The organism is Plantactinospora sp. WMMB782, from assembly GCF_049179135.1.
GTDB lineage: Bacteria > Actinomycetota > Actinomycetes > Mycobacteriales > Micromonosporaceae > Plantactinospora.
Genome location: NZ_JBMHMC010000007.1, coordinates 2926432 through 2941512 on the forward strand (window position 1 = coordinate 2926432; position 15081 = coordinate 2941512).

At 65.4% G+C, this 15081-nt stretch carries 11 protein-coding genes and 1 pseudogene; 6 read left to right on the plus strand and 6 right to left on the minus strand.

Features of this window, described 5'->3' with window-relative positions; all coding sequences use genetic code 11:
- The first annotated feature begins 11 nt into the window (after positions 1-11).
- The gene (locus ACN28A_RS15455; RefSeq protein ID WP_421395982.1) at positions 12-935 is read left to right on the plus strand and encodes a DMT family transporter; all 924 of its coding nucleotides are present in this window, start codon (positions 12-14) and stop codon (positions 933-935) included.
- Positions 932-1882: a UTRA domain-containing protein gene (locus tag ACN28A_RS15460; protein WP_421395984.1), complete on the plus strand. Its 951-nt coding sequence runs from the start codon at positions 932-934 to the stop codon at positions 1880-1882. The genes ACN28A_RS15455 and ACN28A_RS15460 overlap by 4 nt, the downstream gene beginning before the upstream one ends.
- A 1251-nt stretch (positions 1883-3133) precedes the next feature.
- Here ACN28A_RS15460 and ACN28A_RS15465 read toward each other — a convergent pair.
- Positions 3134-4365, minus strand: a pseudogene (locus tag ACN28A_RS15465) (IS701 family transposase).
- A 77-nt stretch (positions 4366-4442) separates the two neighbouring features.
- Positions 4443-5285, minus strand: coding sequence for a toll/interleukin-1 receptor domain-containing protein (locus ACN28A_RS15470; protein ID WP_421395986.1), 843 nt, complete (start codon positions 5283-5285; stop codon positions 4443-4445).
- Between the two features lie 860 nt (positions 5286-6145).
- Between ACN28A_RS15470 and ACN28A_RS15475 the strand changes: the two genes are divergently transcribed.
- Complete coding sequence (locus ACN28A_RS15475) at positions 6146-6307, plus strand: hypothetical protein (RefSeq protein WP_421395988.1); 162 nt, start codon at positions 6146-6148, stop codon at positions 6305-6307.
- 839 nt (positions 6308-7146) lie between these two features.
- On the opposite strand, the gene ACN28A_RS15480 is transcribed toward ACN28A_RS15475, so the two are convergent.
- Together ACN28A_RS15480 and ACN28A_RS15485 are read right to left on the minus strand one after the other, a co-directional pair.
- On the minus strand, positions 7147-8577 hold the full coding sequence (locus tag ACN28A_RS15480; RefSeq protein WP_421395990.1) for an ATP-binding protein: 1431 nt from the start codon (positions 8575-8577) through the stop codon (positions 7147-7149).
- A 1344-nt stretch (positions 8578-9921) separates the two neighbouring features.
- A complete protein-coding gene (locus tag ACN28A_RS15485) occupies positions 9922-11292 on the minus strand; it encodes a glycoside hydrolase family 18 protein (RefSeq protein ID WP_421395992.1) in 1371 nt (456 codons plus the stop codon).
- Between the two features lie 260 nt (positions 11293-11552).
- Here ACN28A_RS15485 and ACN28A_RS15490 point away from each other — a divergent pair, with 260 nt between their 5' ends.
- Together ACN28A_RS15490 and ACN28A_RS15495 are read left to right on the plus strand one after the other, a co-directional pair.
- The gene (locus tag ACN28A_RS15490; RefSeq protein ID WP_421395994.1) at positions 11553-12224 is read left to right on the plus strand and encodes a hypothetical protein; all 672 of its coding nucleotides are present in this window, start codon (positions 11553-11555) and stop codon (positions 12222-12224) included.
- Between the two features lie 142 nt (positions 12225-12366).
- Complete coding sequence (locus ACN28A_RS15495) at positions 12367-12702, plus strand: hypothetical protein (protein WP_421395996.1); 336 nt, start codon at positions 12367-12369, stop codon at positions 12700-12702.
- 198 nt (positions 12703-12900) lie between these two features.
- On the opposite strand, the gene ACN28A_RS15500 is transcribed toward ACN28A_RS15495, so the two are convergent.
- Both ACN28A_RS15500 and ACN28A_RS15505 read right to left on the minus strand, forming a co-directional pair.
- Positions 12901-13545, minus strand: a complete 645-nt coding sequence (locus ACN28A_RS15500; RefSeq protein WP_421395998.1) for a flavin reductase family protein — start codon at positions 13543-13545, stop codon at positions 12901-12903.
- 106 nt (positions 13546-13651) lie between these two features.
- Positions 13652-14206 carry a hypothetical protein gene (locus ACN28A_RS15505; protein WP_421396000.1) on the minus strand — a complete coding sequence of 185 codons (555 nt, stop codon included), beginning with the start codon at positions 14204-14206 and terminating at the stop codon, positions 13652-13654.
- 145 nt (positions 14207-14351) lie between these two features.
- Between ACN28A_RS15505 and ACN28A_RS15510 the strand changes: the two genes are divergently transcribed.
- Positions 14352-15077: a hypothetical protein gene (locus tag ACN28A_RS15510; RefSeq protein ID WP_421396002.1), complete on the plus strand. Its 726-nt coding sequence runs from the start codon at positions 14352-14354 to the stop codon at positions 15075-15077.
- The last annotated feature ends 4 nt before the right edge of the window (positions 15078-15081 follow it).

Genomic DNA, 15081 nt, shown 5'->3' on the forward strand with positions numbered 1-15081 from the left:
AAAGGTGCCTGATGAGTCGCGGCAGTCTCGTTCGGCTGTTGATGCTCGCACTACTATGGGGGTCCGGATTTCTTTGGATCAAGTTGGCGCTACGCGGCTTCTCCCCGGTCCAGATCGTTCTTGTTCGTCTCGCTCTCGGCTCGCTCGTCCTCGTCCCCATAGCGCTTCACCGAGGGCTACGGTTCCCGGCGGACCGCAAGATATGGGGGCACCTGTTCGTCGCCGCATTGGTCGCCAACGCGATTCCGTACACCCTTTTCGGAGTTGGTGAGCGGACCGTCGATTCAGGCGTGGCGGGGGTTATCAACGCCACAACACCCCTATGGACTGCGTTGTTCGCCTTCGTCGCTGGAACCGACCGCGTAGCCACCTGGTCGCGAGGCATGGGTTTAGCGCTTGGCTTCGTCGGAACCGTGCTCATCTTCACGCCGTGGGAATCGGCCAGTGAGATAGCCAGTTGGGGAGGGCTGGCAATACTCGCCGCCTCCGCCAGCTACGGCATCTCCTACGTCTACATGGGCCGATTCCTCACCAACCGAGGCATCGCCCCGATCATGCTTTCCGCCGCACAGCTCGCGGCCGGAACCATGCTCATGGTCCTGGCGCTGCCGCTGGGCGGGCTCACGGCGCCGCACTGGCGCCTTGACGCCGTCATCAGCCTCTTGATCCTCGGCACGCTGGGCACCGGCGTGGCCTATGTGCTCAACTACCGGCTGATCAGCGACGAGGGCCCAACTCTCGCCTCCACCACGACCTACCTCCTGCCAGTGGTCGCCGTCGTCCTCGGCGCCCTGGCCGTAGCCGAGCCCGTCACCGTACCGATGGTGCTCGGAATGCTCCTCGTACTTGGTGGCGTCGCACTGACACAGCGCCACACACCAACTTCCATAACCCGGAAACGCGACTCGGTGACAATCCGAGAAGGTGCGCCATGACTCTCGTCGACTTGGGGTTCGCTCGCCTCATGCGACAACTTCGACAGGAACACGGCCTGTCCTTCCGCCGACTGGCGAAGATAGTCCATTACTCACACACATATTTGTGGGACATCGAAACCGGCATCAAACAACCAACGCCCCATGTCGCCGAAGCGCTCGACAGAGGTCTCTGCGCAAATGGCCGACTCGCACAGCTGGCCAGCATTGAGTCACAAGTAGTCCATGCGGCGAATACTCCAACACCAACGGCGCCCAACCCAGATTCCGTTTCACATCGCGCGGACGTTCAAACAGCGGCATTAGCACAGCGAGTGTCGGCCAGCCGACCCCCGCACTGCAGCGCATCCCAATGGGCGCAGGCAGCAAGCCTGCTCTATGACATCTTCGTCCGCAACCGGCCACCCCTCATGCGCCTCTGCACCGAGCGATACTCGAGAAGTCGACGACGAACAACGGGAGCATCACCTTTCCGCATGGAAGCGACAGCGCAGGGCCGCGCGCCACGTGCAGAATGCTACGCGATATCACGACAATCGGCACCGAGCGAAATAGCCGGACTACTCGCCCTGGCGCCAGGCGAACAAATCGTCTGCCGCGAGAACCGATACTATGCGGATGAAGAACCCGTCCAACTCGGCCAAACATACATCCCGATGGAAATCGCGAACTCGTCAGCACTCTTCGAGAAGACGAACTTAGGTCCGGGTGGACTCTTCGAAAGATTCGAGGATCTCGGGTACCGTATGGCGCGGATTAGGGAACAGGTAACTACCCGCTTTCCCACCCGCCAGGAAGCACTTGCTCTCAAGGTTCCACCCAACGTACCCGTGATCCTCGTACTGCACACCGCCACTGACGACAACGGCAGGCCTTTCGAGGTGACTCGCTTCATCATGCGCTCCGACCTCATGACGGTCCAGTACGAAATTCCGCTGGGCGACTGACAACAGCGCCCGTCCGCATACACGTTGGCGAACACTACGTCACTGGCCATTGCCTCTCGCGATCGGAAAGCTTAGGGACACGGCGCGGTTCCTAGCGTCCCTTGAGCCGATGGTCCCGCATCGATGTCGGGGCCAGCGGGAAAGGCGGTCCGGCTGCGTGACTAGGGCTCCGTGGCCGGATCTGCCGCCCCTTCCGGAGGAGAGGCGTGCACCCGATGACAGATTCAGCCGCGATTAGTACGCTGCTTCCAGTGAATCTATGCGTTCGATGCGCCACAGCGTTGGCTGCCGGCGAACATGGACACGATTGCATCGAAACGGATCGCATCCGAAACCCGGCAGTAGCACTCCGGGACTGGCGATGCACGTGTCCATGTCAACAAGCCCACGCCAATGACGTTGGTATGTCGACCCCTCTAAAGCTTCCGCCCAACCACCGCCGCCCGCCCTATAAGTCCCACATGCCCATCCGACCAATCTGGCTCTGTAGATCATGCGGCGCACCCTGGCCATGTGGGCAAGCACGAATATCACTCATTGACGAGTTTCGGGATGAACCTACCGGTCTAGTCATCCACCTGGTCGGCGCACTGTTCGAGGCAATCAAAGACCTAAACAAGCTCAACCCTAACCCAGGACCCGACGTATGTGCATTATGCGTTAGGTTCGTTGGCTGGCCCTCGCGCTGTAAACGAATGAACGCGTCGGAGGGTATTGAAAAGCAGGCGTGATTATTCTCAGTACTTGATCAAGGCGGCCCGCTTCGCCGGCCGCACGCGCCGCCGACCAGGGGCCGGGCCTCCGGCCCGCCGCCGACGCCTTGCCGCTTCGCTCCCGGCGTCGACGGTGAAGCCCGCCGGCGGCGCTGAACATGACGAAGCCCCGGGCCGCCAGGATCAGCAGCGCGGGGCAGAAGAGGCAGAAGGGCCGGCCGTCGGCCGGACTCATCAAGAGATCAGGAGCCTCCGGCAGGAGCGCTCAAGCTCCGGGATGGGGGAGAACCACCCCGCCTACCGACGACCCAGGCGGAGCCGAGCGGACCAGGGCCAGGGCGCCAAGGTCGTACGTCCGGTAGGGCGCTCCACCTTGGCGCCCTGGCCCTGGTCCGCTCCACGGAGTGTGGGTCGACGGCAGACGGGATGGCTACTGATCGTCACGCGTCTGTTTGCGTTGCGGACGCGGCTCCTTCGTGCTGCTACCGTCCGCTTCCTTCTCCACGGTCGCGTCGATTCCCCTCCTAATACTCCAACGTCACTTGGCCTTTCTGTGCTGGTAGTGGGATCGCCGGGCTCGGGCTTGGGATGTTCGTCGCCAGGTCGACCAGTGCAGGGTGTGCGCTGGTGGTAGCGCCACGTTGAGGACGAAGGCGTTGAGGAGCCGGCGGATCTCGGCGACGGTCAGCGCGATGATCTTCGGGTCGGAGGCTGGTTGTTGAGCGGCGAGGATGGTCAGGACGGCCAGGGCGAGCATGGCCAGGGTGATGAATCGGTGCCAGCCAGTCCAGCCGCGGACCTGGTAGTGGTCGAGGCCGACCTGGCCTTTGCCGGTTTGGAACAGTTCTTCGATGCTCCAGCGGGAGCCGGCCACGCGGACGAGGGTGTGCAGCGGGACTGGGCGGGGTGCCCAGCACAGGTAGAAGGCCAGCTCGTCGGTGGTGCGGTTGCGGCGGATGAGCAGCCACCGATATTCAGCGGGCGCGGTGGCGGTGGTGATCCACGCCCACAGGTAGTCGCGGGGGCCTTTCGCCCCGGGTCCGCAGCTGTGCTGCTGCCACTCGCGGGTGGGGATCCGCTTGGTGAAGTCGTCGACGCGGATGAGGGTGCGGCCGTCGTTGACGGCGACGCGTCGGTCGCAGCCGACGGCCAGGACGTAGCCGACGCCACGGTCTTCGAGGTCGGCGCGCAGGCCAGGGTCGGCGCCGTAGACCTCGTCGCCGGTCACCCACCCGAAGGGGACACCAGCCTCGATCGCGGCGGCGATCATCTGCCGAGCCAGGGCCGGCTTCGTCGCGAACCCGACCTGGTCGGGGACGCCGGCGGCAGCACGGCGGTCGGGTTGGTCGCACCAGTCGTCTCGGGTAGGTAGAGCCTGCGGTCGATCAGCGCCCGCCCGTGTGGGGTGACGTAGGCCAGGAATACCCCGACCTGGCTGTTCTCGACACGCCCGGCGGTGCCGGTGTACTGCCGCTGCACCCCGACCGAGCACACGCCCTTCTTCAGGAACCCGGTCTCGTCAGTGGCCAGCACCCCCTCCGGATGACCGAGACGGTCCACCAGCCAGGAACGCACGTCATCGCGGACGGCGTCGGCGTTCCACACCGCCGTACGCAGCAGCCGCTGCATCGCCTGCGGATCAGCGTGACCCGCCCGCTCCGCCAGGGACCAGCAGGTCTTGCGTTCTGCGTTCGACAGCAGCCCTTCCACGAACTGCCCCGCAGTCCGGCGCGGCTCCGCCCGCACGAACCGGCCAGCGACACGCGTCACCGCCTCGTCCAGGATGACCCGCCACCGGCTGGGGTCTACGCTCTGGCACGCGGCCACCGCACGATCTTCGGTTGTCCTCACAAACCATCGATGATCAACGCGGTGGCCGTCTTCATGCCCACGCCACGCCCAACGCCCAAGCCAAGTGACGTTGGAGTACTAAGGAGGTTGATTTCGAATTCGGCGCGCGTTAATTGCGCCTCTAGCCACTTGGACCGCTCCTGAGCCTCGGCCTGGCCTTCGAGTGCTCTGTGAGCTCGCTCCGTTGCTACCTGCATATCCATCTTCGCGTGCTCAAGTGCGCGCAAAGCTTGCTCGGCACGCTCTGCAGCGGCGGCCTCTGCGCGCAACAGGGAGTCCCTCTGTTCGATGTTCCGTACTCGTGTTACTAACTCCGCCAGCATGTCCTCCGAGCTGCGTTGCGGTTTGTTAGGGGAGGACTTGCTCCTCGCTGCATCTGATACCGTCAGCTCAAGCCTCGGCCACATGGCGTCGAACAGAGTGTCGATGCTCTCTTTCGGCCTCGGGTGTTCGGCGAGTTCGCTCAGTTCATGTACCAGCCGCCGCATACCGTCTTGATTGAGTTTCCGAGCCTGAAAAGCTTGCAATGGCGATGTGATGTCGGATGGCTCCAGATCGATGCACAGCGGGATGACGCGTGCTTGTTCTAGTCGCTTGGCGAGAGCGCCCGCCTCGAACATCAGCCACGGGGCAGCCTGATTCGACCGCGTCACACAGACGATGCCAAAGTTGGTCGCGTCGAGCGAATGGGCAATCGAATCGTTCCATCTTGTGCCGCTTTGAATCTCTTCGTCTGACATCCACGGCTCGATGTGCTGAACCACGACACTGAGCCAGTCTCGTAACGCCCGAGCAATCTGCCGGCTTGGTTCCCCGCTCCACGAGATAAAGATCTTCAAGTCACTCCTCCGGTGATCCCTCCGACGAGGGTAGCGGCGGCGTCGGTGGCTTGTGGGTCCGGACCGGTGGCTTGACGAGTTGGTGGTTCGGCCGGAACGAGAGGCGCGTTTTCTGAGTCACGCGGCAGGAAGGCGTTCGTGAACCAAGCAAGATCATATATTACACATCCGGTACAACTGAGAGCGACCGAGGATGGCGAGCGTCAGCAGACGTCGACAACCCCGCCCTGGTCACGGGCTCGATCGGTCCGATTGATGATGTTCTCGCTTACGGTGGGTCTATGGGATTCAAGTCCCCGCCTGTCCCGTGCCCGAGCGGGTGGTCGCCAAGGGACAACGACGGTCAACCACGACCATGGCGCCTTGCCGTAACCAGGGGCAGAGGCAGCTAACGGGATCGACGGACCGACATGATCCAGAATTCCTAAACCGCGTCCCGCCCTGCTTTCAGGTGGTGGATAGCCCGTCTCGCCCATCGACGGCGCAGTCAGGGCCGAGTAGACCGAGGGTCAGTGGTGCCAAGGTCGTTCGATTGGGCAGGGGGCTCCGCCTTGGCACTCTGGCCAGAACCCGCTCCACGACGCGGCGTCCGTCGGCGCCAGGCGGGATGGAGACAGTCGTCCGGGCAAGTGGACCTGCTTGGCTGTGGCAATACCGCTGGTGACCCCGGCCGTTTTCGGCATGCAGGAAAATAGGCTACTGATGAATGCCGCATTCATCCCGGAACGCTATTGCACCCGCAGGGGGGCGATCACCTACCGTTATAGCCGGACGTGACGACGTAAGAGGGACGGCACCCGCTGCAACGGGAGCCGCCCCAACGCACCCGACCGGCCCTCACGGCGCAGCAAGGAGACATCATGAAGGTACCAAGACAAGGTGAAAGCAGCAAAGAGAATGTGCGGCAGCAGCGAAGAAATGTTGGCAAGTTGATCGAGTCGATCCGAGGATTGTTGCTAGCTCTCGCGGCATTGCTCGCAGCGGCTGCGACCCTTGTGGGGGAACTCCTTTCCGGACACTGACTGCCCGGTGTGCGGTGCCGTGACCACGGCCGGCTGGCTGGCCAGCAGGAAGATCGATGGGCCCAGCTCTGGCCCAACTGAGAATGGCCAGGGGTGGCGAGCGCCGACAAAAGCTGAGGATTCCCACCCCTGGCCATGGGCTCGATCGGCCCTGTTGACGATGTTCTCTCGCCGCGTTGGGTGTATGGGGTTCAAATCCCCTTGGTGTTAGACCACGGCGACGGTGAGTCGTTGCCGAAAGCGTCTCGCGAAGCGATCAAGGCGCTTCGCGCGGCGCGGGCCGGGGCGCGGCAACCGGCTCCTACGGAGCCGCCGCCCCGGCCGCCTACGGCGCCGGGGCGGAAAGTCAGCCGGCCCGCAAACCACGCCCCGCCCCGCGCGTCACCCCTGGGGCCGTGAAGGACCCGGTGACGAGTCCCGGAGATGACCCGGGACCACGCCACAGCTCTACCTTCCGGCTCTTCCAGCCCTGGTGACGTCTGACCGCGGACCGGTCGACGGTCGGCTGGGTCAAGTTGCCGAACGGAATTCGTCAGGCCGCTCACGGGTCCGAACTGGGGAAGGGGTGGAGGTGGGAAAAGGGCGGAGGGGTGGGGGCGGGTTGGGGTTAGAGCTGCCTCCGGCGGGGGCGCAGCGACTCCAGGATGGAGTCGCTGTGTGGGTGGCTGGTGGGATGCCATCCCACCAGCCACCGACCCAGGCAAGCCGAGCAGGTTAGGGCCAGGGTGACAAGGTCGTACGTCCAGTGGGGCGCTCCACCTTGTCACCCTGGCCCTGGCCCGCTCCACGGTGTGTGGGTCGGCGGCAGACGGGATGACATGAGATGCAAGTCGTGTCAACTATTCGTTGAGGGTCCACACAGCCCGGGGATCTTTAGTGCTCTTACCGATCCAGCGGACCAGGCTCTCCTCTTCTAGAGCCTTCAACCTTGCCGAGGTCCAAGGCCTACTCATTTGGAGAAACGTAGCTATGTCCCCAGTGCTCATTGGCCCTTGAGTAGCGCGAAGGGAATCCAGCACGCGCTGACTACCCTCAGGCAAGCGTTGCTCAACTCTAGGGTCTATCCTGGGAACTGCCGCAAGAGTTAGTCGAACGCTTCCTTGCGTCTGCTGATAGACCGGGTCTGTGAGGCCCACTCTTCGCATTTCTTCAAAGATCCGCTTAATGCCCTCGCCTAGTTCTTGACCGATACGAAGATCGGCGCACACACGGGCGATGCGAGGGTTGCGCGCAAACCGACTTATTTCAAGTGGCTTGCTCGGATTGGCGAGGCCAGGAAATCGTCCCGGACTTTCAATCTCGATCCGATTCGGGTAGATCTCTACTCGGATGTGATCACCCGACAGGCTGTACGAGCGATGTATTACCGCATTTACTAGGCCCTCTAGCCAGGCATCACGGGGGACGATGGGAGTACCCTCGAAGCGCCCGCTGTGAGCCAAAGCCCGACGCTGTGGCACCAAGCGCTCAATCTCTTTGCTGGCCTTCTGAACGGCCCAAGGGATGGACCCCTCAATCCGAATATCTGTTCCCTCCTCGACCCCGAGGCGAGAGCCGGTCCCTCTTTGGATATCCAAAAATCTGATGACTCTGATGTAGGCCTGCGGGAAAATCGTCTGCGGATTCTTACCGAAAAGGAGAAACCCGGCATTCGTAATTTCTCCCTTTAGGGTCAGGAGTGAGCGCGCATTGAAGATGTCGCGTGTCGCCCTAGAGGTTACGCCAATGTTATTGCGGTAAGCCGTTACAAGCTTAGCGTCAATGTCCTTGAATGAAACGCCTTCTGCGGGAAATCCGTCAAACTGGCTCTGCCCTTTATCGAACCCAAGCTCTCGTCTCTGGGTATAGCTAAGGCGTCGCGTCTCGTCCCCGACCCGAAGGAAGCAATCGCCGTCAGATCGCTCGTGCACCCGCTCGCCTGGCTCTACCCGAATGGCAAGAATGGTGTCTGGTTGGCCTTCCCTGTTGATGCACGCTACCTCGGTAAAGTCTGCTCTTACTGGGGGCGTGGTGAAGTCGAATGGTGTCTGGCGAAAATCGTTCACTTTGCCCCGAACCCTGCTCATTCCCTGAACTTCACCATTACTCAAGCCCACGACTATTGTGCCCCCCTCGGCGTTGGCCAGGCCGATCAGGCTCTCTGCCAGCTTCTTGGGCTGGATCTCTGCGGCCTTCCGGTCGAACCACTGATCCTCGGGCGCCGCGAGCAGGCGCGGCCCAACCTCCGCGGGGGCGCTGCTGAGAGCGCCGTCGACCTCGTTAGAAGGCATGACCTACTGTAAACCCTTGCATGTACCAGGGATCCCGATCACCGAGGCTGCCCGGCTGCAGCTAGGCGTCTGCAAGCAGTGGGCGCCGCGCGGTAGCTATCGCTGCGTTTCAAGTAGCGTTGCATGTAGCCCTCATGATCTTCTATTTAGCCTGCTCAGGATGGGTGCGGCGGGGTGACCTGTCGCTTTAAGTGCAGGAAACCTACCTCCGAGCCCTGTGTCCTGACCATAGATCACGGGCCCGACGAGGCGGCTGAGGTGCACGGCGATTTGCGCCTACTTGCGTGGGTACGAACAGGAGCGCCCCAGTTGGCTGAACGCCCTTCATTGCGGGACAGCGGCCACCACCAGGGACGGGCAGGCGTGATTCAGCAGGCTCGGCGGGCGGGGTCACGAGACGTGCGTCCCGGTGCTGCGCGATTGGGGTGACTCGCTCGCGTGAGCAGGGGATCTGTAGCGAGCAACGTCCGCGTGCGTCCAGCGTCGAGGATTATTCGGGCGGCGCTGATATGGATGCATCCATTACCCAGCACCCTCGGACTTGTCCGGCAGGTAGAGGAAGGGCTGCCCTCTACCCGACTCCCGGTCACGAGAGCCGAGGCGATGTTGATCAGGAGTTTGCAGGTCATCGCGTCAACTCCTCCCACAAGAGCAGAGACCATCAGCAGCACGAGTGAAACGGCGGGCAGCGTGGCCTTCATGATCTTGGTGAACTTCTCGCGACCGGTAGGCACCAGCCGCCCCAAGGGGTTTGGGAATCGAGTACAAGGCAGCCCTTCGAGTTCATGATACCGCCAGGCGTCCAGCGCGCGCTGAGGCGGATGAGCTTCGTCGAGAGGGAGCACTCTTGATCCGCCGGTCCAGCACAGGGACAGTTGGGCCAACCCGACCACCTCATGACTCAGCGAGCTGAGCCGGCGAGCGGCCGTGCCATTAGCGTGCCATTGAGGCAGGACAACCGGGGCCACCCGGGGCCGTTGAAGACCGTTGCGACCAGGGCGCCGGCTGGTCGGGATCACATCTTCGACACTTCCCAAGCTGCTGGTTCTGCTGGAAGAGCCGACCAGCAGGGACCGATTGATGGTCTCAGTTGTGGTCTCATTCGCTGCCGTACGCGGCTGTCCGTGCCGGTACGACAGACACCCTGGATCCTGGTCACGGCCACGGTTGGACCGGTCCGGACGCATGATCGCAGACCTCGAAAGCGTGTGAGGGTTCACGCCCTCCGCGGGTTCAAATCCCGCCGCCACCGCCACTGAACGGACGGAACGCCCGGTGGGTTCATAGGGACCCACCGGGCTTCTGCCGTCAGGTTGACCTCTCGTAGGCGTCGTGTTGTCCTGGTTACGGCGTCCAGAGGCCGAGGTCGATGGTCCGGGTCAGGGTGGCCTGGTCGTCGTCGCCGTCCAGCGACCAGATCATCGCGCCGCCGAGCCGCTCCGCCCGGATGTACAGCGTCTTCTGGAGCAGCACCGCCGGGTCGTCGTACGTCCAGAACGTCGTACCGTCGTAGAGCCATGCCGTGCCGGCGCGCAGGTCGCGGTGTAGCCGGTAGCCGTCCCTGCCCACCTTGGTCTTCAACACCTTGTAGTCCTCGTAGCCGGCCTCGAAGGTGGCCGGCGCGGCGCCGCCGGTGGCGGTGCCGAACAGTCCGTTGCGCCCGCCGGTCACCCCGGTCCAGCCGCGCCCGTAGTACGGGATGCCCAGCACCAGCTTGCGGCGCTCGGCGCCCCGGTCGAGCCAGGCGTCGATGGTGCGGTCGACGGCGAAGTCCGGCTCGGTGGCTCCGGCCGGTACCCGCAGTGCGGACTGCTGGTTGGCGACCGGCTCCCAGGTGCCGTGGAAGTCGTAGCCCTGCACGGTGGCGAAGTCCAGGTTCCGGAAGACCTTGCGGACCTCGAAGCCGGCGTCGATCGCGGCCGGGTTGGCCGGTACGAAGGCGGTCAACGCGTAGTGCCGCCGGGCCGGCCTGCCGAGCGCGTCGAGCTGGCGGCGGAACTCGGCGACCAGCGCGGTGAAGTTCTGCTTGTCCTCGGGCCGGTAGACGGTGTCGACGTCACCGGCGGAGCCCGGCCACTCCCAGTCCAGGTCGATGCCGTCGAAGACTCCGGCGAGCGAGCCGGGTCCGCCGGCGCTGCCGTCCGGGTTGGGCAGGTTGCCCTTGAGGTAGAGGTCGATGCAGGAGGAGACGAACTTCCGCCGGGACTCGGGGGTGAGTGCCGCGTCGGAGAAGTGCGTCGACCAGCTCCAGCCGCCGAGCGAGATCAGTACCTTCAGGTCGGGATGCAGTGCCTTGAGCTTCTGCAGCTGCCCGAAGTTGCCGTTCAGCGGCTCGCCCCAGCTGTCGGCGACGCCGTCGACGCTCTCCTCGGCGGGCACCGGCCGCTGGTAGTCGGCCCAGGCGTCGCCCTCGCCCGGCCCGCCGTCGACGTAGCACCGGCCGTCCGGGCTGACGTTGCCGAAGGCGTAGTTGAGGTGGGTCAACCGGCCGGCGGCGCCGGAGTCGTGCAACTTCTTGATCGTGAAGGCCCGGCCGTAGATGCCCCACTGGGTGAAGTATCCGACCTTGACATAGTCGCCACCCCGGCCGCCGTCGGGCCGGGACGCCGCGCCGGGCGCGGCCGAAGCCGGGGGTACGGCGATGCCGGCGAGCAGGGCGGTGACGGCGGTGGCCGCGGTGAGGGTGTTGATTCGACGGAGAACGGATCCGCGCATGTGCACTCCTGGAGCGGGGGATGGAGCGTCGGCAGAACAGTTAGGAAACTTTCCGGTGTCTGCCTGCAAAGTAGGGCGGTCGATGTCCGGCGGTCAAGTGTGCCGTACGGATCGCACCGAAGGTGTGGCGGTGCGTAGTTAAAGAACATTTAGGAATCCGAACTGATCCACTTCGTACCTGTCGCCGTATCCAGCGGTGGCTGCATCCGGCAGCGGGCGGGGCGCTGCGTACGGCGGCGCCCGAGGCGAGGGAGCGGTGTATGTACAGGCGACGCAGGACGACCGGTCGGGCCCGGAAAGTGTTCCTGGGCGTGTCGGCGGCAGCCCTGCTCGGCGGTGCCCTGGCCGTCGGGACCGGACTCGGCAACGCGGGCGAGAGCTGCGCCGGCCTGGACACCGCGCTGCGCAACAACCTGAACTTCATCGCCGGTCAGCAGGCCAACCCGGATGCCCTCGCCGATGCCCGGATCGCCAACCGGCAGGCCGTGGTCGACCTGATCCAGCAGCGCCGGGCCACCGCCGGCTGCACCGCCGAGGTACGCGCCGACGCACCCGTCCCGCCCGCCGCCTCACCGGTCACCGAGCCGACCACGGCTCCGGCGAAGCCGCCGGCCCAGCCACCCAGGGCGCCCGCCCAGCCACCGGCCAACCCCGGCGGCGGCTCGAACGGCAGCGACCCGAACGGTGAGGTGGTCTGCAAGGGCGGCACGGTCACCCTGTTCAACGAGGACGCCGGACCGGCCGCGTCCAGTGGGACCTTCCCGATCGGCACCACGCTGAAGGTCACCAACCTGGACAACGGCAAGAGCGTCACGGTCAGGGTGACCAGCCCGTCCGGCAGCTGCGTACTGCTCAACGACGCGGCGTTCGAGCAGGTCCGGGAGCCGGGCAAGTTCGTGATCCGGCGCCCGGTGGTCGAACGGATCGGCTGACGTCGCCGCGCAGGGTGGCCCGCACCGTCCCGCCGACCGGTCCGGGCCACCCGTCCGGGGGCACAGCGAAAACGCGGGCGGTCCGCGGCCCCCGACCCTTGCGGAGCATGCGTGGGTTGGCGCCCGATGCTCACATTGATGCATGGAACGAGAGCGATTGCCCGCCTCCCTATTCCCGCAGCACCACGATCTGGTACGTGTGAAGCTTCGCGACGCGGTCGGCACGCTGACCCGTTTTGTCGTCACGGTGACGGCACTGGTCCTCCTGCTCGTCGCCGTCGTGCTGTCGCCGCTCGGTCTGCTGGCCGTCGACGATCTCGACAGCGACTGGACGAGGATGAGCAACATGGGCCAGACCTATGGCGTGGGTACTCGGCGGAAATGTTCCGAAGCGAGGTGCCACGGCAGTACCGGCAGAGGTTCGGCGCGGCGAGACGGGACCTGTACGGTCGCCGCGCACAGTTCCTCCGACTCGTAGCCGAGCAGTACGCCGCAGCCGTCGAGGCCGGCCCTGCCCAGCGTCGCTACCAACCGCTGGACGAGGACGACCGGCCCACCTTGCACGTACCACTGCGGGCGCTGGTCCTGGGAGGGGCAGTCGGTGCGGCCGCTGCGGCCGTAGCCGCGGTGGCGGCGACCAGGATCCGCGGCAAACGCCGCTCCGGCTGATCCGCCGTCACTCGGTCGAGAGCGAAGGAAGCGGCCGGTGCGGCATCTGCCAGCCGTCGGCGAGCCGTGACGGGTGCAGGTGGTGGCCGCCGCCGAAGAACTCGCAGAACTTCATGATCAGCGGATCCCAGCCGATCGGGTCGACGTAGCGCGTGCCGGGGATGACCAGGGACTCGTCGACGTGGGTGCGGAGTACCTCGACCTGGAAGGCGGTGCAGTCGGGCACCGGTTCGGCCATCGGCAGTATCGCGACGACCCGGCACTCCAGCTGGATCGGGCACTGTGCGACCCGGGGCGCCCGGACCAGCTCGGACGGCTGCTCGGTGAAACCGGCCAGAGCGAACTTGTCCGGCTCGTACCGGTAGCCCTGGGCGAGCTTGTGCTCCGGCACGATCCGTTTCCCGGTGGTGAGCGCGATCCGGTCCACCGCACCGACCATGTCCGACGAGGGCAGGTTGAGTACGCACTCCCGCTCCCGCCGCAGGTTCGCCGTCGTATGGCCGCTGTTGCCCAGTCCGAGCATCCCGGACTGTCCCAGCCACCAGGCCGACGACATCGGGGCGAGGTTGGCGCTGCCGTCCTCGTTGCGGGAACTGATCAACACCACTGGCGTGCCGAAGTACAGCACCTTGAGCCCGGGAACGATGTGCATGCGGCAACTCTGTCCGGCAGAGCGGCAGGGTCGCTGGCGGAGATCGGACCTGGCGTTCCGGCCCTCCGCCCGGGGTAATCGGGTCCGGTGCCGGTGGCCTGCGGACTCAGCAGGTGCCGAAGCCCTCGTCGAAGAGGCGCTTCGCGTAGTCGGTGTAGCCGGCGACGGTCTTGCGGACCGTCCGGCCGTCGTGCAGGAACAGGTAGGCCCGGTCCCCCTGCATCGCCAGCAGTCCGTCGTAGCGGTAGCTGCCCGGGGGCGCGGTCAGCCGGGTGGCGGCCGGGTAGGCGGCCTCGACCTGGTCGACCGGGGTGCCGGCGGTGACACCTTCCGGGGTACGCACCGGCGGGCTGGCCCAGAGCAGCACCAGCCGGTCGCCGGCGAAGACCGGGCTGACCGTGGCCGACTCGGTCAGGCTCGGGCCGCAGTCGGAGGCGGAGACGTCCTCGCCGGGGAACGTCGCGTCGAGTTCCCCGCGCCGGCGCAACTCCTGCTCGGTGTCGCCGAACTCGATGTCGTCGACGCCCCGGAGGTGGAGGACCCCCGGCCCGTAACCGGGTGTCGTCGTCGGCTCGTCGGAGAACGTCCGGTACGCATGGCAGAGCGCCACCGCGCCCGCCACGAGCACCGCCACGACCCGTACGACTTTCCGTGCCTCCATGTCACCCTCCGGGTACATAGGGTAGTTTGCCGCGCATTTGTCCCCTTCGCCGGGGGGTTCGACGGGCAATCCACACCCTGTGGATAGCACGTGTGTACGAGTAAAACCGGCGGCGCCGCACGGATCAGATCGCCACAATCCGGGAGTGGTGATCCTCGCCGAGCCGATGCACGCTCGACCTCGACCCGCTGGACAACTGGCCTGGCTCCGCGACGGCTGGCCGGAGTACGTCTTCCACGACCAGGAATCCGCCCGGCACCTCGGCCGAATTCGCGAGCTCTTCGCCGGGCTGGAGCTCGTGCTCCTCGACGGCGTCGAGATCGTGGCCGCCGGCTGGGCGGTGCCGATGCGCTGGTCCGGCGCCCTCGACGACCTGCCGACCGGCTACACCGACTCGCTGGCGCGGGCACTCGACGCGTACGACACCGGTGGCCAGCCGGACACGCTGGCGATCCTCGCCGCGCAGGTCCGACCCGACCGGCAGGGTAGAGGGCTGGCCGGCGAGCTGTTGCAGGCACTTGCTGGCCTGGCTCCGGTCCGGCACCGGGTCATCTGTCCGGTGCGGCCGACCCGCAAGGCCCGCTATCCGCTCACCCCGATCGACCGGTACGTCCACTGGCGTCGGCCTGACGGCACGCCGTTCGATCCGTGGCTTCGTACCCACGTCCGAGCGGGTGGGCGGATCCTGACGACGGCGCCCCGGTCACAGGTGATCACGGGCACGGTGGCGGAGTGGCAACGTTGGACCGGGCTGGAGTTTCCAGAGTCGGGTGATTTCGTCATCCCGGACGGCCTGGCGACGCTTCGCGTCGAACTGGCCGCCGACCAGGGCAGCTACGCCGAACCCAACGTCTGGGTCCAGCACCGCTGATTCT